This is a genomic window from Natronohydrobacter thiooxidans (assembly GCF_001884735.1).
GTDB lineage: Bacteria > Pseudomonadota > Alphaproteobacteria > Rhodobacterales > Rhodobacteraceae > Roseinatronobacter > Roseinatronobacter thiooxidans_A.
This window is the reverse complement of record NZ_MJAP01000010.1, coordinates 122431-145397: the sequence shown is the minus strand read 5'-3', so window position 1 is coordinate 145397 and position 22967 is coordinate 122431. Positions and strand designations below refer to the sequence as shown.

Sequence of the window (22967 nt, the reverse complement as noted above, 5' to 3'; positions counted from 1 at the left end):
GTCCCGCACGCAAATGAAGAACCCGGCACGGGGCCGGGTTCCTGCAAGCTTAGGATATCGCGCGCGGATTACTGGGCCGAGGCCAGCAGCGCGTCGGGAATACGGAAGGTCCAGACCGAACCGCCCTGATTGAGATAGGCCACCTGCTGCGCGACCTCGCCGCCCCAGAGCGGCACGGCCCCGCCCCAGCCCGAGACGACCGAGAGATATTGCACGCCATCCTCGTCTTCCCATGTGATCGGCTGGCCGACCACGCCCGAGCCGGTCTGGAACTGCCAGAGGATCTCGCCGGTCTCGTCGTCAATGGCATTGATATAGCCCTCGGGCGTGCCGTAGAAGACAAGCCCGCCTGCGGTCGCCATGGCCGAGCCCCAGAGCGGCGCGGCATTATTGACCTGGAACTTGATTTCCATCGTGTTCGGGTCAATCGCCTTCAGCGCGCCGATATGGTCCTCGAACAAGGGCTTGATGGTGAAGCCCGCACCGAGATAGGCCGCACCCTGACGATAGGTGATCGGCTCGTTCCAGATATCCATGCCCCATTCATTCGCGGGCACATAGAAATAGCCCGTGTTGTGCGAATAGGCCATGTGCTGCCAGTTCTTGCCGCCAAGGAAGCCGGGCACCGCCCAGACCACTTCGCCGCGCTGGCCATCCGCCGACTCCGCCGGGTTGCCGGGGCGGTTATCGGGGTTGAAGATCGGGCGGCCGGTCTCGTCAATGCCGCTGGCCCAGCTGATTTCCTCGACAAAGGGCATGGCATCGACAAAGCTGCCATCCTCGCGGTTCAGGATGTAGAAGAAGCCGTTCCGGTCAGCCGTGGCCAGACGCCCGTTGCCTTCGGCATCGGTGAAGGGGATGACTTCGTTCACGCCGTCATAATCCCAGCCTTCCCAAGGGGTTGTCTGGAAATACCATTTGATCTCGCCGGTCGCAGGGTCCAGCCCGATCCGCGAGGCGGCATAGAGGTTGTCGCCTTCGCGCAGATGGCTGTTCCAGGGCGCGGGGTTGCCGGTGCCGAAAATCAGCGTGTCCGTCTCGGCGTCATAAGTGCCGCCCAGCCAGGTCGCGCCGCCACCGGTCTGCCACATATCGCCCGGCCAGCTTGCGTTCAGCTCGCCGGTCATGGTGGTTTCCTCGCCATCGAGCATGCCCATATGGCCCTCGATCACCGGACGACGCCAGACCAGTTCGCCATTCTCGGCATTGCGCGCCTCGACCGCGCCCACGATGCCGAATTCACCGCCCGAGTTGCCGGTGATCACCAGACCATTCACGATCAGGGGGGCTGCGGTATAGCTATAGCCCTCGCGGTAATCGGCAAAGCGCTGGTTCCAGACCACAGCGCCCGTGTGGCGGTTCAGGGCAACGATCCGCGCATCCAGCGTGCCGAAATAGATATTGTCGCCATAGATCGCAGCGCCCCGGTTGATCACGTCGCAGCAGGGCAGGATCCCTTCGGGCAGGCGCGCGTCATATTGCCAGAGCTTCGCCCCGGTTTTCACATCCAGCGCGAAAACACGGCTGTAAGAGCCGGTCACATACATCACCCCGTCATAGACCAGCGCCTGACTTTCCTGACCGCGCTGGCGCTCGCCGCCGAAGCTGAAGGACCATGAAGGAAACAGGTTCTGCACGCTGTCCTTGTTGATCTGATCGAGCGGGCTGTAGCGCTGCATATGGCGGCCCATGCCATTGGTCAGCACGCTGGTCGTCACCACGTCATCGCTGGCAAGATCGGCTTCAGTGACCTGCGCGACAGCCATGGGTGCGGCCATGAGCCCGGCGCAAACGGCCAGCAGAAATCTGTTCATCCTTCTTCCTCCCAAAAGGCCGGGCTTGGCCGGACATCGGCAAGGCGCGGCAAGATCAGTGCCGGGAAGTATTGCGAAAGGCTGCGGGGCGCGAAATTGGCCATTCGTCTTACGACCTTTGTGCAAAGGCAAAACCGCCTGATTTGGCCTTTGGTCGAATAGGCTGCGCGGGGCTCCCGGCATAGGCTGTTCCGCATATGCCGGGAGGAGAGCGCATGAGTATTTTCACATCTATCAGACACGCAGCCCTTGCGCTGAGCATTGCGGCGGCCCCTGCCCTTGCCGATCTGCCGGTGCTGACGCTGGCCAGTCAGGCCGGGGGCACTGTCGCCTGGGAACTGGACACGATCCGCCATCACGGGCTGGACGAGGCCAATGGCTTCCGGCTGGAGATCCTGGAGGTTGCGGGCAAATCGGCGGGACAGATCGCCTTTCAGGGCGGCGAGGCGGATGTGATCGTCGATGACTGGATCTGGGTCGCCCGCCAGCGCGCGGCGGGGCAGGATATCGCCTTCATCCCCTATAGCCGCGCCGTCGGCGGGGTCATGGTGCCGGCAGAGAGCGCTGCGCAGACGCTGCAGGATCTTGCAGGCCAGCAGATCGGCATCGCGGGCGGGCCGAATGACAAAAGCTGGCTGATCCTGCGCGCCTATGCCGCGCAACAGGGTTTCGACCTGCTGGCAGAAACCGAACAGGTCTATGGCGCCCCCCCCCTGATCTTTCAGACCGCCCGTTCGGGCGAATTGGGCGGCGCGATCAATTTCTGGCATTTCATGGCCAAGCAGGAAGCGGCAGGCATGCGCCATCTGATTTCGGTGGCAGAGGCCGCAACAGCACTGGGCATGGACCCGGATATGCCGCTGCTGGGCTATGTGGTGCAATCGGCGATGGTCGCGGAGCAGCCGGAACTGGTTGCGGCTTTTGCCAGCGCCTCGCGCGATGCCAAGGCGCTGCTGGGCTCCAGCGACGCGGAATGGAACCGGCTGCGCCCGATGATGAATGCCGCCGATGACGCGGAATTCGCGGCCCTCAAGGCCGGGTTCCGGGCCGGTATTCCGGGCGACGGGCCGGTTGACGAAGCCTCTGCCCGCGCGATGTTCCGGCTGATGGGCGAGCTTGGCGGCGAGGAACTGGTGGGCAGTGCGACCGAATTGCCCGACGGGGTCTTCGTGCCGCTCGGATCCTGAGCGGCATGTCGGTGAGCGAAGAGACAGGACCAATCGCGCGGCGCGGCACCGCCTTGGTGCCGCGCCCGCTGCCCGGCTGGGCGGTGCGGGTGCTCTCGCTCTTGGGCCTTCTGACCTTCTGGTGGGGTCTGGCCTTGCTCAAGGCCGATCCGATGGTGCTGCCCGGACCGCAGGCGGTGCTGCCGCGACTGTGGTCCGAGGCAGTCTCGGGCGCGCTCTGGCTGCATCTGGGCGCGACGCTGGGGCGGGTGGCGCAGGCTTTCGCTGCGGCCATGTCGCTGGGGTTGGTGCTGGGGGTGCTGATGGGGCTTCTGCCCCGGCTGAACCGCTGGCTGGACCCCTGGCTGGTGTTTTTCCTGAACCTGCCCGCGCTGGTGGTGATCGTGCTCTGCTTCCTGTGGATCGGGTTGAATGAGACTGCCGCCATTGTCGCGGTCGCGATCAACAAGATCCCGCTGGTGACAGCGATGATGCGCGAAGGGGCGCGGGCGCTGAGCGGGCCGCTCTCGGATATGGCGCAGGTTTTCGGCATGTCGCCCCTTGCCCGGCTGCGCCATATCCTGCTGCCGCAGCTTGCGCCGCATCTGGCGGCAACGGCGCGGGCGGGGCTGAGCCTGATCTGGAAAATCGTGCTGGTGGTCGAGTTTCTGGGGCGCGGACAGGGGGTCGGCTTCAAGATCCATCTGCATTTCCAGATGTTCGATGTGACCATGGTGATGGTCTATGCGCTGAGTTTCATCGCGGTGATGCTGGCCATCGAGACGCTGATCCTGCAACCGCTGGAGGCCCGCGCCCGCCGCTGGAGGGAGGCATGAGCCTGCAGGTCGCGCTCCGCTCCAAACGGTTCGGCCCATCAGAGGTGCTGCGCGATCTGGTCTTTCAGGTCGCGCCGGGCGAGGTGCTGGCGGTGCTTGGCCCCTCGGGGGTCGGCAAATCGACGCTGCTGCGCATCATCGCCGGGCTGGACCGCGATTTCGACGGGCAGGTCCGGCGCGCAGGCCGGGTCGCGATGGTGTTTCAGGAACCCACCCTGATGCCCTGGCGTTCGGCGCGCGACAATCTGCGGCTGACGACCGGGGTGGACCGGGCGCAGGCCGACGCCGCGCTGGCGCGGGTGGGGCTTGCGGGCAAGGGCGCGCTCTATCCCGGTCAGTTGTCGCTGGGCCAGCAGCGGCGGCTGTCGCTGGCGCGTGCCTATGCGGCACGGCCCGATATCCTTCTGCTGGATGAACCTTTCGTCTCGCTCGATGCCGCGCTGGTGGGCGAGATGCTGGCACTCACCGAAAGCGTGATCGCCGAACAGCGCCCCGCAACCGTCTTTGTCACCCATGCGCAGGACGAGGCGGACCGGCTGGCCACGCGGCAGATGGTGCTCGCGGCGCAGGCATCTGTCTGCGCCTCGGGGAGGCGCTTCGCGTAGGGTGCGTGGCTCCGCACGCACCCTACGGAGGGCGGAGTCAGAGCCCCTGCAGAAACTCGCGGCGCAGGCTGTGGACCACTGCGCGCAGCGCCTCGTCCCGCGATGCGCCTTCGGCCTGAACTTGGGCAAAAACCGCGCGCTGGCGCTCGGCGCTGGTGCCTGAGGCAAGGATATCCTGCGCCCCGCGCAATTCATTGAGACAGCCCAGCACCATCGCATCGGCCTGCAGCAATTCGATCAGCTCGGCGACAAGCTCGGGCACCGGCACGAGCGCACCCTTGCCGATATCGAGCAGGCCCTCGCGCGGGCCATAGCGCTGCGCGCGCCAGCGGTTCTCGGCGATCAGGAAACGGTCATAGATGCGCCAGCGCTGGTTGCGGCGGCGCAACTCGACCAGCATCCGGGTGATCGACTGCACCAGCGCGGCGATGGTCAGTGTATGTTCCATGACCGGCATGACATCGCAGATCCGCGCTTCCAGCGTCGGAAACCGGGCCGAGGGGCGGATATCCCACCAGATCTTGGTCGTGTCCTCGATCAACCCCGCCTGAATGAGCATATCGACGGAGCGGCGGTATTCACTATAGCTGATGAAATCAGGCGGCAGACCGGTGCGGGGCAGATTGTCGAAGACCGACAGGCGGTAGCTGTTGAGCCCGGTATCCTGCCCGCCCCAGAAGGGTGAGGAGGTCGAAAGCGCCAGCAGATGCGGCAGGAAATAGGTAAACTGGCGCATGATATCGATGCGCAGGTCATCATCGGGCAGGCCGACATGGACATGCGTGCCGCAGATCAGCATACGCCGCGCCACCCCGCCCAGATCGCGGGCGAGGTCATTGTAGCGGTCTTTCTCGGTATGTTTGCGCGATTGCCAGTCGGCAAAGGGATGGCAGGAGACAGCCAGCGGCGCGAGCCCGTATTCCCCGGCGCAGCGCGCGATGGCGCGGCGCAGATTGCCCAGATCGCGGCGCGCTTCATCAAGATTGGCGCAGACCCCGGTGCCGACCTCGATCTGGCAGGCCAGAAATTCGGGCGAGACCTGATCGCCGAGCGCCGCCACGCAGTCATGCATCAGCGCGTCGGGCACATCGGTCAGGCTGCCGGTCTCGATATCGACCAGCAGATATTCTTCCTCGATGCCAAGGGTATATGCGCATTCCATCCGTCCAGAGTAGCGCCGCCTGATCATCCCGCAAGAGATAATTGACGCAGGCGCGGGCGCGGCGTAGCGATGCGTCATGGAGATCCTGAACACCACCCTGCCCTTTGCCCCTTGGGTCTACCCCGCGCAGCGCCGCCTGCCCGGCGTGATGCCGCTTCCGCGCGCCGATTGGCTATTGGTCGATGACGCCTATGCGCCTCAGATGCGCGAGCGCGCGCGACTGCTGGACGAGCGCCCGCAGGAGGTGGTGGCACTGCTGCCCGAGGCGGCGGAGGCGGCGGGGGAATTGCTGGAGGAAGTGCTGCGCGATCTGCCTGCGCATGGGTTCGAGGTGATCGGCGCGCAGGTGAAGCGACCCGATGGGATCTGCGTCACGCCCGATCCCTCACGCCCGCTCTGGACGCTGGGGCATCTCTTGCAGGAAGATTTCTGCATCCTGCAGAAACAGGGCAGCGAGCATGTGCTGACGGGCGCGGTGCTGTGCTTTCCCTCTAGCTGGACCTTGCGCGAGAAGCTGGGCCGACCGCTGATGCGGATTCATGTGCCAGTGGCAAGCTATGATGCGGGCCTGGGCGCGCGGGTGCAGCGCATGTTCGATCTGATGCGGCCTGAGCAGCCGCTCTGGCGGGCCAATCTGCTGCGCTACACCAACCCTGCCCTCTATCAGCCGCGCGCGGAATTCGCGCCCAAGGACAAATCCGGAGATGGCGAGTACATCCGCTCGGAGCGGCAATGCCTGCTCAAGCTGCCACGCACCGGCGCGGTGGTCTTCTCGATCCATACCGCGCAGGTGCGGCGCGGGGATCTGACGCAGGCGCAGCAACAGGCGCTGGCCGAAATTGACGGATCAGCGTAGCCGGTCCGGGGCGCTGAGCATGCGCGTGCGCTCGGCTTCCGGGATGATCGGGCCACGCAGGCGGGCGGCGCGGGCCTGAAGCGCTGCCACGCGCGCCTCTGGGGCGGCGGTCAGGCGCGGGGTGTCGGGCGTGTCAGCCGCGCGCGCGACGATCTGCGACAGCGGCAGCAGGCCGGGGCTTTGCGCGGTGGTCGCAGCCGCGCTGCGGGGCGGCAGATCCCGGGGCGCAAGGCAGCCGGTCAGCAGCAGCGGCGCGCAGAGGAAAAGCGCGCGCAGGCAGCGTTGAGGCGTGACAGTCGCGTGCACTCGGCATCCCTCGATCCGTGGTTTGCGCAAGTCTAGAATGCAGGGCGCGCGCGCGCAAGCAGGCTTGCGCCGCTGTGCCTTTCGCGGGCATTAGAGGGGATGGCACGCAAGAAGAACTCCTCGGGCGAGATTACCGGCCCGCGCATCCGCGCGGTCGCGCTCGATCTTTTTGCGCAGCATGGCTATGCGGCGGTGTCCATGCGCCAGATCGCGCAAGGCGTGGGCGTGCAGGCAGGCGCGCTCTATCTCTATACGCCCGACAAGCAATCCTTGCTGTTCGATCTGATGCAGGCGCATCTGGCCGAGTTGCATGCCGCGCTGGCAGAATTGCCACCCTGCCCTGACGCATGCGCGGCGCTGGAGCAATTCACGCGCTTTCATATCCGCTTTCACCGGGCGCGCGAAAAGGCGGTGTTCATCGCCTATATGGAATTGCGCAATCTGGAGCCCGAAAATTTCGCCCGGATCGAGGAAATGCGCCGCAGCTATGAGGCGCATCTGGAGGGGATATTGCAACGCGGGGTGGCGGCGGGGCAGTTCACACTGCCTGATGCCAAGCTGGCGGGATTTGCGCTGATTGCCATGCTGACAGGCGTCAATACATGGTATCGCGAGGGCGGGCGGCTCAGCCTGGAGCGGGTCGAAGATATCTACTGGGACATGGTGCGAAAGGCCGTGGGGGCCTGAGACGCGAGACCGTCAGTAGCGCTCGAAGCGCAGATCCGTCTGGCATGTGCCACTGTTATAGGAGCCGATCCAGATAAGATATTCTCCGGTTGCGGCATGGCCGAGATTGATCCGCGCATTGTAATCGGGGCTGAGCAGCGAGGTCGAGATAGTGTCATTATAGGACCATTGGCCAAAGGGATCGCGGATCAGCAGCGACGCGTCACAATTGCGGCCCGCATTGTTGTCCTGCGTCCTGATGCGCAACCGGTTTCCCGTTATGTCACTCGTGTCATTGGTGTAATGCAGCACCATGGTCGGAGAGGCGCGGATATAACGCGTCGCGCCTGAAATGCCGCAGTTTCCGGCCCATTGCGTCCCCCCCGCCGCGCGCCACATCCGCACTGGCGCGGCCAGATGGGAATTGTTCAGCGACATCGCATGCGCGGCAATGTCGCGATTGGGGCAGCCGGCATAGGCCGAGAATCGCGTCAGCGGGTCGGTTCCCATCAGGCTTGCGGCATTGGGCACGAAATGCGCGGGTCCATGGCTGCCGCGCTCTGCGGTGACGCGGAAATTCAGCAGGCCGAAGGATTCATTGTTCAGATCCTCGTCCAGGCGCGCGGCAAAGCCAAGCGTGAACTGGGTCGCGGGGTTCTCGACCTCGATACGCACGCGCCAGACCTGATCGTTCCAGCCTGCGCCATAGAGGTTGGTACCGCTCTGGATCAGTTGCATGGTGGTGGTGAAACGCCCCTCGGCGCGCGAAGCGACCGTGCGGCGCTCAAGCCGCATCATGCCGGGAAGATCGGCCTGAAACGCCTCCAGCGAAATGGATGTGCCATTGACCAGAATGCTCATGAACTCGCCTTCGGGATGCGCCCATTGGGGGCCGTAACCGTCCCAGCTGTCGATCACGAAGAGGTCGAACTCGATCAGCGCAGTTTGCGAGGTCTCGCCCAGATTGACGGAATAGTTCAGCGGGGTCTGCCAGGTTTCGCGACCGAAAGGCCCGAGGAAGGCATTCGCGCCGCTGGTATTGACCGTGGTGCGCGTCCAGCCGGGGGGCACGCCATTGCTGAAACTGGTATCGACAATGGTCGCGGTCGTGGGGACCGGCGGTTCCGGTTCAGGCTCGGGCTCGGGTTCGGACGGACCCTGAGGGTTGCCCACAGGTGGCAGATATTCGGGCGGTCCTTCGGGAAACACGTTATTGTCGAATTCCGAACGGATGAAGGGTGAAAAACGCGGGCGGGTCACCGCAATCGGCGTAAGGCGCGTGTCATTGAGGAACCGAAAGCCCAACAAGCTTCGGATCGGGCTTTCCCAGAGCGTGAAGGCCTCGACGAGGATCAGCGCCTCGCCGGGCAGTACTGCGGGAATGCGCTGCGCGAGATCCTCGCGCGGGATCATGTTCGCGAAATTGCCGAAGCCCGGTCCGTCGGGCAGGCCGCCCGCATCGCCCTCGCCTCCGCCCTCGTCGCCGATATAGCCGACGTCGGACACCATATCGGACAGATCCAGCAGTGACGGCAGCCCGCGCGTACCATAGGACCAGGCGATCACGGGTTGCTGAAGGTCCAGATCCCACATGACCGAGGAAATCCGCAACCGGGTCTCCTGCGCGCGCGTGGTCAGGAAATCGTAGACGTCATTCATCCCCTCAAGATAATCAGTTCTGATCATGTCGGTCTGCCGCGAGATCAGGTCAGCGACCGTGAGCGCAGCGGTCTGGGCCTCCATGCGCGCCCGATAGGCATCGAAGAAGATGATCATGGCGAAATAGGCCCAGAGCAGGATCGGCAGCACCAGCACCATTTCCACGCTCAGGGAGCCGCGCGCGTCGTCGCGGTAGCGGCGCAGCCGGTTCAGCAGAAAGCGTATTGGGGACTGGTGAGACATGTCGCTAACTCAAGGTTCTTTGACAAAAATACTGGTGGCGACCAGAACGTAGTCGCCATCGGCATTGATCGGCAGGTGGCTGACAAAGCCGGTGATACGGATGAACGGATCCGCAACCACACAAACCTTGACCAGCATGAGTTCCTGCCCGCCCGCCACACCGGTGTTGAATGTGACCTGCGGGATCAGATCCTCTTCGCGGTTGATGCAGCGGATGGGGTCGTCCAGACCGGTGAAATTGACCGTGTCTATGGGTTGCATCTCGACCGTGATGTTCTGCAGGCAGTTGGGCAGCATCGATGTGCGCGCGCAGATCAGTTCCTTGATACTGTCCGACTGGTTCTGACGGCCCAGACGGACATCGCGCATGACGATATCGACGGCGCGGTTCAGAAAGGTCTGACGCAAGGTCGTGACGCCCGCGTCAATCGCCATCAGAAGGATGGACAGCACGAAGGGAAAGACGATCACGAATTCCACAGTGACCGCGCCATCCTCCTGGCGCCAGCGGCGGGTCAGGGCCTGCACGATCTGACTCAGGCGGGTCATTGTGTCAGCCTCAGCGCCTGGGTCTGGATATGGGTCGCGATATTCTGGAAAGCGGCCACGAGTTCCTCGCCCGAGCTGTTGAAATAGAAGGACGGGGCCGAGGCACAGGCTTCCATCAGGGCCTCACCCGCCGGAGGGGCCTCGAAGGCCACTGCATAGATGTTCACGCTCTGCGCCTTGAGCGCGTTGCAGGTGCTGAGCGTATCGGCGTCCTGAACGGCAAGCGAGGGCTTGCGGACCGCCGGATGAGAGCTGGGAACAGCGGGCGGGAAGCAGCAGTTTTCGCCATCGGTCATGATGATCATGGCGCGATAGACCATCGGCTGATTCCAGCCGTACGGGCGGTTGCTGAAGACCGGGGCGACCTGATTGTTGTCGATCAGATGCCCGATCACCGGGTTCAGGGTCGGGTCGAAGAACAGCCCGCCGACGCGCACGCCCAGATCGATCGAGGTGCCCCAGCTTGGCCCCAGCGAGTTGATATAGTTGATCGCCTCGGTGCGCGAGCGCACATAGGGCCGGACCGGGGTATCTTCGAGCGACACGAATTGCGGCAGGTGCCCGCGCTCGGCCACCCCGAGCGAGCATGTGCGGCGGAACATGGGCGTGGCAATGCTGTTGGTAATATCGGTCCAGTTCTCGAAATCCAGGCAGAAGGCGTTGTTGGTGTTGCCCGAGAGCGGATCCGTCAGATTGTGGAAATAGTTCAGCACCCCCGGCGGCAAGATGACCTCGGTGCTGTAGGGCACGAAGGTGATCGCGACACGCCCGTCATTGTCTTCGGGCAGCATTGTCTGGACGAAATCGATGGCGGCCTGACGCAGGTTGGCCATCCGGTTGTTGGAATCCATCGACCATGACACATCAAGGACCATGACGATCTCGAACTGGATCTCGGCAAGGGATTCGCTTGCCGCCGCCAGCAGGTTCATCTGCAACTGATCGACGCCGCTGAGCCGCATGAAAGTCGTGTCCATCCGCGCCCGCGGCGCCACACGCACCTCGCGCACCCCATCATGCGAGATCACCGCAATGGAGTCCGGATCGGAGATATAGGCCTGCAGCCCTTCGGCGGCGAAATACGAGCGCACCACATCCTCGGCTTCCGGGTTCGCCGGGTTTTCGCGCATCATGGCAGCCGCCAGCACGGCGCGGTCGGCGGTGCCTTGCAGGCGCACACGCTCGCTTTCATAGCGCATCATGTCGACCGCGATCCCGCCGACCATGAGGATGAGGACAAAGGCGATCAGGCCGAAGATCAGAATCGCTCCGTCCTCTTCGCGCCGATAGCGCTGCAGCGCGCCGCAGATATCAGCTTTCAGGGTCTTCACGCAGGACCGGGCCATCAGGATCACCATTTTCATCAAACCGACACAGTATCGCCGTGCCACGGCACGCAGCACGGAATTCGGAAATCACGCTACCGCTGTCCTGTGGCAGCATTTGGGCGAAACCCCCCGGAATTGTGGCGGAAATCAGGAGGGATTGCCGCCAGGGCGCAGGGATCGGTCCGGCAGAGCAGAGCAATGTCGCTGCTTCGCGAAAAAAGGGGGATTTCCGCACATAATTTACCTGCTAGTCTGAAATACAGGCATAAGGTGCAAAAGCGCCGCGAAAACAGGGAGGGGACAAGGATCATGCTTGACATCAAGGAACCGGGATTTCGCGAGAATGTGGATCTGATGTTCCGGCGCGCGGTGGCGCATCTGGATCTGCCGCCGGGGCTGGCCGAGAAGATTCAGATCTGCAACTCGACCTATACGGTGCGTTTCGGCGTGCGCCTGCGCGGCAAGATCGAAACCTTCGTGGGCTACCGGGCGGTCCATTCGGAACATATGGAACCGGTGAAGGGTGGCATCCGCTATGCCCCCGAGGTTGATCAGAACGAGGTCGAGGCGCTCGCCGCGCTCATGACCTATAAATGCGCGCTGGTGGAAACCCCCTTTGGCGGCTCCAAGGGAGGCTTGTGCATCGACCCGCGCAAATATGAAGAGCATGAGCTGGAACAGATCACCCGCCGGTTCGCCTATGAGCTGGCCAAGCGCGACCTGATCAACCCGGCGCAGAACGTCCCCGCCCCGGATATGGGCACGGGCGAGCGCGAGATGGCCTGGATCGCGGATCAGTACGCGCGGATGAACACGACCGATATCAACGCGCGCGCCTGCGTGACCGGCAAGCCGCTGAATGCGGGCGGGATCAAGGGCCGGGTCGAGGCCACCGGGCGCGGGGTGCAATATGCGCTGCGCGAGTTCTTCCGCCACCCTCAGGATGTGGCCAAGACCGGGCTGAAAGGCAGCCTCGCAGGCAAGCGGATCATTGTGCAGGGGCTGGGGAATGTGGGCTATCACGCGGCCAAATTCCTGCGCGACGAGGATGATGCGCGCATCATCGGGGTGATCGAGCGCGATGGTGCGGTGGTGAATACCGACGGGATGGACCCCGACGCGCTGCGCGACTGGATCGGGCAGAATGGCGGCGTGAAAGGGTTTCCGGGCGGTGAGTATGTGGCCGAGGGCGCATCCGTGCTGGAAGCCGAATGCGACATCCTGATCCCGGCGGCGCTGGAAGGGGTGATCCATATGGGCAATGCGGCCGAGATTCGCGCGCCCCTGATCATCGAGGCCGCGAATGGCCCGATCACGGCGGGCGCTGACGAGATCCTGCGCGAGAAGGGTATTGTCGTCATCCCCGATCTCTATGCCAATGCGGGCGGTGTGACAGTCTCTTATTTCGAATGGGTCAAGAACCTGAGCCATATCCGCTTTGGCCGGATGCAGCGGCGCAATGAGGAAGCCCATGCGCTGGCCCTTGTCAGCGAGCTGGAGCGGCTCTCGGCCGACAAGGATCTGGGCTGGGAATTGTCGCCCGATTTCAAGAAACGCTACCTGCAGGGGGCGGATGAGCTGCAGCTGGTGCGCTCGGGCCTCGATGACACGATGCGCAATGCCTATCAGAACATCTCGGAAGTCTGGCATGCCCGCGATGACGTGACGGATCTGCGCACGGCGGCCTTTATCGTGGCCATCGAACGGGTGGCGGCGAGTTACCGGGCGAAAGGGTTGTAAGCGACGCGCGGCAGGGTGCGCCTTTGGGTGCGCCCTGTTGGTTTTTGGGGGCGGTCTGAGTCTATAGTGGAGGGTTGAGCTCGGTTTCCGCGTGACCGACACGAAGGCAGATTGCCCGCCCTACGCATCGGGCAGGGCAACGGGGAGACCTCCGGCCTTTTTCTCAGGCCCTGTATTCGATCCCGACGAACCCGTTCGAAAAATGCTGTACCTTGACCAAATCCAGTTCGACTTCCCTCGCGTCATGGCCCCAGAGTGGGCGACCTTGGCCCAACAAGACGGGGATCAACGTGACAATGATCCGCCGGATCAGTCCGTTATCCAGGAAGGCGCGCACGACCTGGCCACCGTCAACATAGACTCGCCGAACCCCCTGCTGGTCCAGTTCGCGCAGAAGGTTCAGCGGCGTGGCCGAGGTGACGCGGACCTTGTTCCGCAACGCCTCCGGCACCTTCACCGCGTCGGGCGACCGGCTCATGACGACAACCGGCACCGGATAGGGCCATTCCGGAAAGCCAGACACCTTGTCGAAGCTCTGCCGCCCCATCACTATCGCCCCGATCCCCGCGATGAAAGCAGCATAGCCGAAATCTTCGCCTTCCGGCGTCGGACGACCGACAAGCCACTCGATGTCGCCATCGGCCCGCGCGATGAAACCGTCCAGGCTGGTGGCGATGAATACTTCCGCCGAAGGGAGTTGCCCGGTCATGTCGTCCTCCATGCTTTGCGAAAGGCGCATCAGGTAGCGGTCCGGTGAACCCAGGTCAAGACGCCAACCCGAACAACCTGAGGCTTTAGGCATAGATTGCGCGCGCGATCTTGAGTGTCCCCCAAGCCCGCATCGCCAACATGACCTGCCCCCTACCCCACCTCGCGCTGCACGTCCTGCCGCGCCAAGGCCGAGTCGCGATCCGACAGGCCCAGAAGGTTGCTGACCAGCCGCATCAGCCCGTCCTCATAGGGGTCGCGGCGGTTGTCGGACAGCACGATCCGCCACAGATCCTGCAACACCGCGCCGCGCTCTTCCAGCGGCACGAGCTCCTTGATCGGGCGGGTCAGATGCACAGTGTCGCCTGCCTGCGCTTCTTTCGCCTCGGCCTCGGCCATGAGGGCAGCGCCGCGCGTGGCCCCGAAACGGCGGATCAGGGTGGCGCGGATCAGATCCACCTCTGCAGGGTCATAATCGCCGTCGATGCGGGCCGCGCGTACCAGGAGCATGGCCAGCGCGAGATCGCCCTCGGGGCGGGGCTCGACCGGGGCGGGGCTTTGAAACAGCTTCCAGATCATGCGCCGACCGGAAGCCCCTCGACCACGCCGGTCTCATCAGGGGTGAAGGTCAGCGCCAGCCCGTTGATGCAATGGCGCTTGCCGGTAGGCGCGGGGCCATCATCGAAGATATGGCCCTGATGACCGCCGCAATTGGCGCAATGCACTTCCGTGCGGGTCATGAAGAAGCGGCGGTCGGATTGCGTGCCCACGGCCCCTTCAATCGCCTCCCAGAAGCTGGGCCAGCCAGTGCGGCTGTCATATTTGGTTTCCGACCGGTACAGGCCCTGCCCGCAGCCCGCACAGTTATAGGTGCCTGCGCGCGCCTCTTCCAGCAGCGGCGAGCGTTCCCCCTTGAGGCTGTTGGAGAACGCGCGTTCGGTCGCGTGTTCGCGCAGCACGGCGAATTGCGCGGGCGTCAGGCGGGCACGCCATTCGGCCTCGGTCAGGGTAAAGGGAAAACCCGTCTCGCTCGCGAGTGCGCGCGTGCCGAACATGGCCAGCCCTGCTGCGGCCAGAAAGGAACGTCTCTGCATCACATCCACCTCCGTTGCTTACGGAATGATATAGGGTGATCTCGCGCGATTTGTTTCAAAACCGCGCCATCACCTTTTCGCGACCGTATTTATCGCCGGGGCTGCGGTCACGGCTTCACGCCGCGCGCGCAATCTGGCATTGTGGCGGGCATGAGTCTGCCCCCCGGTTTTCTGGATGAATTGCGCAACCGTGTCCCGATCAGTTCCGTGGTCGGGCGCAAGGTCGTATGGGATATGCGCAAATCCAATCAGGCGAAGGGCGATTTCTGGGCCCCCTGCCCGCTCCATCAGGAAAAAAGCGCGTCTTTTCATGTAGATGACCGCAAGGGATTTTACTATTGCTTCGGCTGTCATGCCAAGGGCGATGCGCTGAGATTCGTGCAGGAGACCGAGAATATCGGTTTCATGGAAGCCGTCGAGATGCTGGCGCGCGAGGCTGGCATGACCATGCCCGCCCGCGATCCGCGCGCGGCCGAGAAGGCGGATCACCTGAGTGAACTGGCCGCAGTGATGGAGGCGGCGGTCCGCTTCTACCGGATGCAGCTCAGTGGCGGCGCGGCCCATGCGGCGCGGGACTATCTGACCGGGCGCGGCCTGCAGGGCGATGCATTGGAACGCTTCGAGATCGGCTTTGCGCCCGCTGCCCGCCGCGCGCTCTGGGAGCATCTGACGGGGGCCGGGGTGGCGGGGGCGAAGATCGTCGAGGCGGGGCTCGCGATTGCGCCCGATGATGGCGGCCAGCCCTTTGACCGGTTCCGGGGGCGCATCATGTTCCCGATCCGCGACGGGCGCGGGCGCTGCATCGCGTTCGGGGGCCGCGCGATGGACCCGAATGACCGCGCCAAATATCTGAATTCGCCTGAAACGCCTTTGTTCGACAAGGGGCGGTCGCTTTACAATATCGGGCCTGCGCGCGGAGCGGCGGGCAAATCCGGGCCGCTGATCGTGGCCGAGGGCTATATGGATGTGATCGCGCTGGTGATGGCGGGGTTCGAGGCGGCGGTGGCGCCCCTGGGCACAGCGATCACGGAAGAGCAGTTGCGGCTGATCTGGCGGCTTTCGCCCGAGCCGGTGATCGCGCTCGATGGCGATGCGGCGGGCTTGCGCGCGGGCACCCGGCTGATGGATCTGGCGCTGCCGCATCTGGGGCCGGAACAATCACTGCGCTTCTGCCTTTTGCCCGAGAAGATGGACCCCGATGATGTGCTGCGCACAGGGGGCGCGGGCGCGATGCGCAAGCTGATCGAGGGGGCACTGCCGCTGGTGCAGATTTTGTGGCAGCGCGAGACCGAAGGTCAGATCTTTGACAGCCCGGAGCGGCGCGCGGCTCTGGACCAGCGGCTGCGCGCGGCACTGGCGAAGATCGCGGATCCGGGGCTGCGCGGGCATTATGCGGAAGACTTGCGCAGCCTGCGCGCGGCCTTCTTCCAGCCCAAACGCGCCGCAGGTGGCAAGGGGGTCTGGCCGCGCCGCGATGCCCCGGCGACCTCGCTGCCCGCCACCCGTGCCACATTGCTGGCCGCAAGCGGGGGCGAGGATGTGGCCGAACGGATGCGCGAGGAGATCATTCTGGCGATCCTCTTGACGCATCCGGGCCTCATGCCCGCTTTCCTGCCCGATCTGGAGCGCGCCGAGATGCGCGAGCCCGGCACCGAGGCGCTGCGTCTGGCGCTGATGAACGGGGCGCAGCCCGATGCCCTGCCCGAACCGGCGCGGCAGGAAGCGGCGCGGCTGCTGGATCTGGGGCATGTGCGGATCGCGCCGCCGGTGCGGCAGGCCGATGACCCCGATTTCGCCCGCGCCTGTCTGGCCGAGGAATTCGCGAAACTCTTCGCACGGCGGGGCGTGGCGCAGGAATTGCGCGAAGCGGCAGAGGATGTCGCCCATGTCAGTGACGAGGGGCTGACATGGCGGCTGCGGCAGGCCAGCGAGTCGCGCAACCGGGCGGAGCGCTCGCGCCTGTCTGATTCGGCGGATCTGGGCGAGGATCGCGCCGCACTCTCGGGGGCATTGCAGCGTCTGATCGAATCAGAGGTCTGGGTGAAGCGCAAAAAGTGACTGATTCGTAACAGGAGCGCGCGAGAGACACGGGAAAAATGCGCTGTGGAACTGGAAAACCCGGCTTTTCTTTCCTAGATAGGGGCCATTGATCCGGCAGCCCAGAGTGATTCGGCCTGCTGAGTCGCACCAGCCCTGCCCATGCAGCACCGGGAGCACCCATGGCCGCGAAAGATACTGACACCACCCCAAACGACGATCAGGACATGGATGGCGGTGCAACCGTCTCTCAGGCCTCGATCAAGAAGATGATCGCCCAGGCCAAGGAGCGCGGATTCATCACTTATGAGCAGCTCAATCAGGCGCTGCCGCCCGATCAGGTCGCGTCCGAGCAGATCGAGGATGTGATGTCGATGCTCTCGGAAATGGGCATCAACATCATCGAGGATGATGACGAGGGTGACGAGACCGAGGCCAAGGGCGGCGAGCTGGTCGAGACCGCAGGCTCGCGTGAGGTGGCGATTTCCACCGGCTCGGGCGAAGAGAAACTTGACCGTACGGATGACCCGGTGCGGATGTATCTGCGCGAGATGGGCTCGGTCGAGCTTCTGTCACGCGAGGGCGAGATTGCGATTGCCAAGCGCATCGAGGCCGGGCGCAACACGATGATCGCCGGGCTCTGCGAAAGCCCGCTCACCTTTCAGGCCATCACCATCTGGCGCGACGAGCTTCTGAATGAAGACGTGCTGCTGCGCGATGTGATCGATCTCGAAGCGACCTTTGGCAATGCGCTGGACGAAGATGACGGCGTGCCCCTGAGCGAGGGGCTGGCGGAACAGAGCGGCGGCGCGGCCAAGCGCGAGAGCGCTTCCGCAGAGCCGGAACTGGATGCCGATGGCAACCCGATCATGAAGGCTGAGGAAGAAGATGAGGATGACGAACAGTCAAACCTCTCGCTTGCGGCAATGGAAACCGCGCTGAAGCCGCGCGTGCTGGAAACGCTGGACCGGATCGCGCATGATTTCGACCTGCTGTCGGAAATGCAGGAAGCGCGGATGCATGCGACCATGCAGGAAGAGGGCCGTTTCTCGGCCGCGCAGGAATCGCAATATCAGAAGCTGCGCGCCGAGATTGTCGAACTGGTCAATTCGCTGCATCTGCATAACAACCGGATCGAAGCGCTGGTTGATCAGCTTTACGGGATCAACAAGCGCATCATGTCGATTGACAGCGCTATGGTGAAGCTGGCCGATCAGGCCCGCATCAACCGGCGCGAATTCATCGACGAATATCGCGGGGCTGAACTGGACCCGACCTGGTGCGACCGCATGGCCGAGAAGCCGGGGCGCGGCTGGCAGGCGCTGATGGAGCGCTCGCGCGACAAGGTTGAGGATCTGCGCTCGGATATGGCGCAGGTCGGCCAGTATATCGGCGTCGATATCGAGGAATTCCGCCGCTTCGTCGGTCAGGTCCAGAAGGGCGAGAAGGAAGCCCGTCAGGCCAAGAAGGAAATGGTCGAGGCGAACCTGCGGCTGGTGATTTCGATTGCCAAGAAATACACGAATCGCGGGCTGCAATTCCTTGACCTTATTCAGGAAGGCAATATCGGCCTGATGAAGGCCGTGGACAAGTTCGAATACCGGCGCGGCTACAAGTTCTCGACCTATGCGACATGGTGGATCCGGCAGGCGATCACCCGCTCGATTGCTGATCAGGCGCGCACGATCCGTATTCCGGTGCATATGATCGAGACGATCAACAAGCTGGTGCGCACGGGTCGGCAGATGCTGCATGAGATCGGGCGCGAGCCCACCTCGGAAGAGCTGGCCGAAAAGCTGCAGATGCCGCTGGATAAAGTGCGCAAGGTGATGAAGATCGCCAAGGAGCCGATTTCGCTGGAAACGCCCATCGGCGACGAGGAAGACAGCCAGCTTGGCGATTTCATCGAGGACAAGAACGCGCTCCTGCCGCTGGACAGCGCCATTCAGGACAATCTGCGCGAAACCACGACGCGGGTTCTGTCCTCGCTGACGCCGCGCGAAGAGCGTGTCTTGCGGATGCGCTTCGGGATCGGGATGAACACCGATCACACGCTGGAAGAGGTCGGCCAGCAATTCAGCGTGACGCGCGAACGGATCCGGCAGATCGAGGCCAAGGCGCTCAGGAAGCTCAAGCATCCCTCGCGCTCGCGCAAGCTGCGGAGTTTTCTGGATCAGTGACATCAGGCGCCCTCGAAAGAGGGCGTTTCATTTCATCGGTCAGACATGTCATAAAACTGTCACATCCCCGCGCTAGCCCTGTGGCAGGCGCGAGGCTCGTGCGGCGCCCCCACCCGCGCGGGAAGACAAAAAGACATCGGACCGGATCGGATACCCATGCAGGACACGGCCATTTCTGCTCTGATTGAAGCGCTCCCGCAGCCGGTTCTGGTGCTGGAACCCGATGGCTTCGTGCAGGCCGCAAGCCCGGCGGCGCTGGATCTGTTCGGACAGCGCATCATCGGCGCGCAGCTCCGCGCACATTTGCGCCAGCCCGAAGTGTCGGCCATGCTGGAGCGTGTGCTGGCGGGCAAGGCTGAGGACAGTTCGAGTTTCGTGCTGCATTCGGGCAGTCGTGAAACGATCTGGAGAGTCATTGCCCGGCGCAGCGAGGCAGGGCTTCTCGTGCTGTCGCTCAGTGATGTGTCGGATCTTGAGGCAGCAGAGGCCCAGCGGCGCGATTTCGTCGCCAATGTCAGCCATGAATTGCGCTCGCCCCTGACCGTGCTGTCGGGTTTTGTCGAGACATTGCAGGGGCCCGCGGGCGAAGATGGCGAGACGCGCCGGGAATTTCTGGAGATCATGGCCGGACAGGCCGCGCGGATGAGCGGGCTGGTCGCGGATCTGCTGTCGCTCAGCCGGGTCGAGGCGGTGGAGAAGATCCGTCCGCGCACGCCCGTCGCCATCGAGATGGTGCTCAAGGCCACGCTGGCCGCGCTGCGCCCGCAGATCGATGCGGCCGCGATCCGGCTGGAATATGATGTGCCCGAGGGCCTGCCGGATGTGCCCGGCGATTATGACCAGCTTGTGCAGGTGTTTCAGAACCTGATCGAGAATGGCGTGAAATATGGTGCCGGCGGGGGACGACTGGATGTCGCGGCGCGGCATCTGCCCGCCCTGCCCGGATTTGACGGCCCCGCGATCCGGGTCAGCATCCGGGATTATGGCGAGGGGATCGACCCGATCTTCATTCCCCGTCTGACCGAGCGTTTTTACCGCATCGACAAGGCCCGCTCGCGCGACAGTGGCGGCACCGGGCTGGGGCTGGCCATCGTCAAGCATATCCTGAGCCGCCATCGCGGGCGGCTGATCATCCGCTCGTCGCCGGGTGAAGGGGCGAGTTTCGACGCGGTTCTGCCCTGCGCCTGACGAGGGGCCGGAGCCGCGCCGCAGCACAGATTTTGCAGGAGCGCGGGGGCACTGCCCCCGTCACCTGCGGCGATGCCCGCCCCGGAGTATTTGGGGCAGGATGAAACCCGATGATCAAAGGGCACGCGGGCGGTGTGGTCGCCCCCCGGCCAGCGGGCCTGCGCGACCTCAAGGCTTGTGGCGCGGATATCCTTGACCACAGGGGTCATTGCCCACAGCAGCTGCTATAGCGGGTTGCATTCATTGGCATTCCTGCACCCCGCTATAACTTATTGTGGTCGCATGTTTTGATGCGCAAAACCGGAGACCAGTTTTGCGCAACATACTCTAGCAGATGCGGGGCAGTTGATCCCCGATCAGCATATCCACGATGCGGCTTCCGCCGAAACTGGTTTGCATGCGCACCTGACCGGGATGGGCGGCGACGGCATGACCGATCACGGCCGCCCCCTGCCCTTCGGGCAGCGTCTGCAGCGCCGCAAGGACGGCCTGCGCCTGCGCTTCGGGCACGAAGAGCACCAGCCGCCCCTCATTGGCCAGATAGAGCGGATCGAGCCCGAGGATCTCGCAGAGACCCCGCACTTCGGCGCGCAGGGGGATACGGTCTTCCTCCAGCATCACCCCCAGACCGGCCTCCAGCGCCATCTCGTTCAGCGCGGATGCCAGCCCGCCCCGCGTGCAGTCACGCGCCGCGCGCAGACCGGGCGCGGCCGCGAGAGCCGCCGCCATCACCCCATGCAACGCCGCGCAATCGGTTTCCAGCCTTGTTTCAAGGGCAAACTCTCCGCGCGCGGCCAGGATCACCGCGCCATGATCGCCAAGGCTGCCATTCACGATCACCGCATCGCCCGCGCGGATCCGCGCCGCGCCCAGATCGCGCCCCGGCGGAATCACCCCGATCCCCGAGGTGGTGATGAACACCCCATCCGCCGCGCCGCGCCCGACCACTTTGGTATCGCCGGTGACGATGCGCACGCCTGCAGCCTCGGCCTCGCGCGCCATGCTGGCGACGATCCGGCGCAGAAGCGCGATGTCGCAGCCTTCCTCGATGATGAACGCAGCCGAGAGCCACAGGGGCCGCGCGCCGCCCACCGCCAGATCATTGATCGTGCCGCAGACCGCCAGCTTGCCGATATCGCCGCCCGGAAATTCCAGAGGTGCCACGACATAGCCATCCGTGGTGAAGGCCAGCCGCGCGCCCGGTTCCTGCAGCGCGGCCTCCATCAGCCGCGCCTGATCTTCCATGCCGGGGGGCTGAAAGACGGATGTGAACACCCCCTCGATCAGATCGCGCATGGCGCGCCCGCCGCCCCCATGGGCCATGGTCACATGGCTGTCGCGCAATGCCATCCCTGCCTCATTTTCTTGCCAAAAATACTCAATGCAACCTGTCGGCCCTCACGCCGCCGCGCCCCCGCGCGCGCCGCCATATTGCCAATAGGCCGCACAGGCCCCTTCAGAACTGACCATCAGCGCGCCCAGGGGCGTCTCGGGCGTGCAGCCCAGCCCGTATTGCGGGCAGGAGGTGGGTTTCATCCGCCCCGTCATCACCGCCCCGCAGGCGCAGCCTTCGGGTTCGGGCACATTGCGCGGGCCCGCCGCCCCGTAGCCCACGCCGAATTTCTCTTCCGCGTCAAAACCGGCATATTCAGGCCGGATGCGCAGCCCGCTCGCATCGATCTCGCCCAGTCCCCGCCACTCAAACGACGGGCGGCGCGCGTAGACATCGGCGATGGCCGCCAGCGAGGCCGGATTGCCATATTCCGGCACGACGCGGGCATATTGGTTTTCGACCTCGGCCCGACCATCAGACACCTGCCGCAGCACCATCGCCACGGATTGCAGGAGATCAATCGGTTCAAACCCGGCCACCACGATGGGTTTTCCAAACTCTGCCGCAATGAAATCATAGGGATGCGTGCCGATCACCATGCTGACATGGCCCGGCCCGATGAAACCGTCGAGTTTCATATGCGGATCCCCCAGCAGCGCGCGGATCGGCTCGGGCACGGTGATATGATTGCAGAAGACACTGAAATTCGCCAGCCCCTCCCGGGCAGCGGCCTGAATGGCGAAGGCGGTCGAGGGGGTGGTGGTTTCAAACCCCAGCCCGAAGAACACGACCTCATGTTCCGGGTTGCGCCGCGCGATTTCCAAAGCGTCGAGCGGCGAATAGACCATACGAATATCGGCCCCGCGCGCCTTGGCCTGCATCAGCGATCCGCGTGTGCCGGGAACGCGCATCGCATCGCCGAATGTGGTGAAGATCACGCCGGGTCGCTCGGCGATCTCGATACATTCATCCACCCGCGCCATGGGCAGCACGCAGACCGGGCAGCCGGGGCCGTGGATGAATTCGATCCCCTCATGCACCAGCTTGTCGAGGCCGAAGCGGAAGATCGCATGGGTATGGCCGCCGCAGATTTCCATGATATGGACGGGCTTCTCGCGCGTGGCCCCGATATGCTCGCAAAGCCGCGCAATCTCGGCCAAGAGACCCTTCGCCAAGGCCGGATCGCGAAATTCGGTGACATGTTTCATTGGCTTCCCTCCAGCGCCTTCTGGCCCTCGGCCATGGCCTCCAGCGTTTCCTGCGCCTCGCCCAGATCGCGCAGCGCCTCCAAGGTGCGCGCAGCTTCCTCCTCGTCGATGATCGCCATGGCGAAACCGACATGGATCAGCGCCCATTGCCCGACCAGTTCCGCCAGCGGGCGGTCGGCGACAGGGGCAAGCGAGATCTCGCGCCGCACGCCCGAGACATCGGCCATGGCCATCAGGCGCGCCGCATCAGTGATGGCCGTGATCTGGCCGGGAATACCAAGGCACATGG

General features: G+C 64.1%; 21 protein-coding genes. 9 read left to right on the top strand and 12 right to left on the bottom strand.

What is annotated here, in order from left to right:
• Window positions 1-68 precede the first annotated feature (68 nt).
• Window positions 69-1814, bottom strand: a complete 1746-nt coding sequence (locus tag BG457_RS07475; protein WP_071796391.1) for a PQQ-dependent methanol/ethanol family dehydrogenase — start codon at window positions 1812-1814, stop codon at window positions 69-71.
• 215 nt (window positions 1815-2029) lie between these two features.
• Between BG457_RS07475 and BG457_RS07470 the strand changes: the two genes are divergently transcribed.
• Genes BG457_RS07470 through BG457_RS07460 form a run of 3 tightly spaced genes read left to right on the top strand, consistent with a single transcriptional unit; the run spans window position 2030 to window position 4421 of the window.
• Entirely contained in the window at window positions 2030-3001 is a 972-nt protein-coding gene (locus BG457_RS07470) for an ABC transporter substrate-binding protein (protein WP_071796390.1), read from the top strand.
• Window positions 3002-3006: 5 nt separating this feature from the next.
• Complete coding sequence (locus tag BG457_RS07465; RefSeq protein ID WP_084657528.1) at window positions 3007-3816, top strand: ABC transporter permease; 810 nt, start codon at window positions 3007-3009, stop codon at window positions 3814-3816.
• Window positions 3813-4421: an ABC transporter ATP-binding protein gene (locus tag BG457_RS07460; RefSeq protein WP_071796389.1), complete on the top strand. Its 609-nt coding sequence runs from the start codon at window positions 3813-3815 to the stop codon at window positions 4419-4421. The genes BG457_RS07465 and BG457_RS07460 overlap by 4 nt, the downstream gene beginning before the upstream one ends.
• Window positions 4422-4458: 37 nt before the next feature.
• Here BG457_RS07460 and BG457_RS07455 read toward each other — a convergent pair whose 3' ends face one another.
• The gene (locus BG457_RS07455; RefSeq protein WP_071796388.1) at window positions 4459-5583 is read right to left on the bottom strand and encodes a carboxylate-amine ligase; all 1125 of its coding nucleotides are present in this window, start codon (window positions 5581-5583) and stop codon (window positions 4459-4461) included.
• A gap of 76 nt (window positions 5584-5659) precedes the next feature.
• Here BG457_RS07455 and BG457_RS07450 point away from each other — a divergent pair, with 76 nt between their 5' ends.
• Complete coding sequence (locus BG457_RS07450; protein ID WP_071796387.1) at window positions 5660-6439, top strand: heme-dependent oxidative N-demethylase family protein; 780 nt, start codon at window positions 5660-5662, stop codon at window positions 6437-6439.
• On the opposite strand, the gene BG457_RS07445 is transcribed toward BG457_RS07450, so the two are convergent.
• On the bottom strand, window positions 6431-6745 hold the full coding sequence (locus BG457_RS07445) for a hypothetical protein (RefSeq protein WP_071796386.1): 315 nt from the start codon (window positions 6743-6745) through the stop codon (window positions 6431-6433). The two genes, BG457_RS07450 and BG457_RS07445, sit on opposite strands and share 9 nt — an antisense overlap.
• Window positions 6746-6844: 99 nt before the next feature.
• On the opposite strand from BG457_RS07445, the gene BG457_RS07440 reads away from it, so the two are divergent.
• Window positions 6845-7432, top strand: coding sequence for a TetR/AcrR family transcriptional regulator (locus BG457_RS07440; protein WP_071796385.1), 588 nt, complete (start codon window positions 6845-6847; stop codon window positions 7430-7432).
• A gap of 12 nt (window positions 7433-7444) precedes the next feature.
• Here BG457_RS07440 and BG457_RS07435 read toward each other — a convergent pair whose 3' ends face one another.
• From BG457_RS07435 to BG457_RS07425, 3 genes are read right to left on the bottom strand one after another with little or no spacing between them, the layout of a single operon-like run.
• Window positions 7445-9313, bottom strand: a complete 1869-nt coding sequence (locus BG457_RS07435; RefSeq protein ID WP_071796384.1) for a TadE/TadG family type IV pilus assembly protein — start codon at window positions 9311-9313, stop codon at window positions 7445-7447.
• 9 nt (window positions 9314-9322) lie between these two features.
• The gene (locus tag BG457_RS07430) at window positions 9323-9862 is read right to left on the bottom strand and encodes a TadE/TadG family type IV pilus assembly protein (protein ID WP_071796383.1); all 540 of its coding nucleotides are present in this window, start codon (window positions 9860-9862) and stop codon (window positions 9323-9325) included.
• The gene (locus tag BG457_RS07425) at window positions 9859-11226 is read right to left on the bottom strand and encodes a pilus assembly protein TadG-related protein (protein ID WP_071796382.1); all 1368 of its coding nucleotides are present in this window, start codon (window positions 11224-11226) and stop codon (window positions 9859-9861) included. The genes BG457_RS07430 and BG457_RS07425 overlap by 4 nt, the downstream gene beginning before the upstream one ends.
• Before the next feature lie 273 nt (window positions 11227-11499).
• On the opposite strand from BG457_RS07425, the gene BG457_RS07420 reads away from it, so the two are divergent.
• Window positions 11500-12930 carry a Glu/Leu/Phe/Val family dehydrogenase gene (locus BG457_RS07420; protein WP_071796415.1) on the top strand — a complete coding sequence of 477 codons (1431 nt, stop codon included), beginning with the start codon at window positions 11500-11502 and terminating at the stop codon, window positions 12928-12930.
• A 163-nt stretch (window positions 12931-13093) separates the two neighbouring features.
• Here the strand turns inward: BG457_RS07420 and BG457_RS07415 are convergent, their stop codons facing one another.
• From BG457_RS07415 to msrB, 3 genes are all read right to left on the bottom strand, one after another.
• On the bottom strand, window positions 13094-13639 hold the full coding sequence (locus BG457_RS07415) for a dihydrofolate reductase family protein (protein WP_071796414.1): 546 nt from the start codon (window positions 13637-13639) through the stop codon (window positions 13094-13096).
• Window positions 13640-13791: 152 nt separating this feature from the next.
• Window positions 13792-14217, bottom strand: coding sequence for a tellurite resistance TerB family protein (locus BG457_RS07410; RefSeq protein WP_071796381.1), 426 nt, complete (start codon window positions 14215-14217; stop codon window positions 13792-13794).
• Window positions 14214-14732, bottom strand: a complete 519-nt coding sequence (gene msrB / locus BG457_RS07405; protein ID WP_071796413.1) for a peptide-methionine (R)-S-oxide reductase MsrB — start codon at window positions 14730-14732, stop codon at window positions 14214-14216. Before msrB ends, BG457_RS07410 begins: the two co-directional genes overlap by 4 nt.
• Before the next feature lie 150 nt (window positions 14733-14882).
• Between msrB and dnaG the strand changes: the two genes are divergently transcribed.
• From dnaG to BG457_RS07390, 3 genes are all read left to right on the top strand, one after another.
• On the top strand, window positions 14883-16790 hold the full coding sequence (gene dnaG, locus BG457_RS07400; protein ID WP_071796380.1) for a DNA primase: 1908 nt from the start codon (window positions 14883-14885) through the stop codon (window positions 16788-16790).
• 161 nt (window positions 16791-16951) lie between these two features.
• On the top strand, window positions 16952-18949 hold the full coding sequence (gene rpoD / locus BG457_RS07395; protein WP_071796379.1) for an RNA polymerase sigma factor RpoD: 1998 nt from the start codon (window positions 16952-16954) through the stop codon (window positions 18947-18949).
• A gap of 156 nt (window positions 18950-19105) precedes the next feature.
• Entirely contained in the window at window positions 19106-20137 is a 1032-nt protein-coding gene (locus tag BG457_RS07390) for an ATP-binding protein (RefSeq protein WP_071796378.1), read from the top strand.
• Window positions 20138-20464: 327 nt separating this feature from the next.
• Here the strand turns inward: BG457_RS07390 and hypE are convergent, their stop codons facing one another.
• From hypE to hypC, 3 genes are read right to left on the bottom strand one after another with little or no spacing between them, the layout of a single operon-like run.
• Window positions 20465-21487, bottom strand: a complete 1023-nt coding sequence (gene hypE / locus BG457_RS07385; RefSeq protein ID WP_071796377.1) for a hydrogenase expression/formation protein HypE — start codon at window positions 21485-21487, stop codon at window positions 20465-20467.
• Between the two features lie 48 nt (window positions 21488-21535).
• Entirely contained in the window at window positions 21536-22678 is a 1143-nt protein-coding gene (gene hypD / locus BG457_RS07380; RefSeq protein ID WP_071796376.1) for a hydrogenase formation protein HypD, read from the bottom strand.
• Window positions 22675-22965, bottom strand: a complete 291-nt coding sequence (hypC, locus tag BG457_RS07375; protein WP_071796375.1) for a HypC/HybG/HupF family hydrogenase formation chaperone — start codon at window positions 22963-22965, stop codon at window positions 22675-22677. The genes hypD and hypC overlap by 4 nt, the downstream gene beginning before the upstream one ends.
• Window positions 22966-22967: the final 2 nt, after the last annotated feature.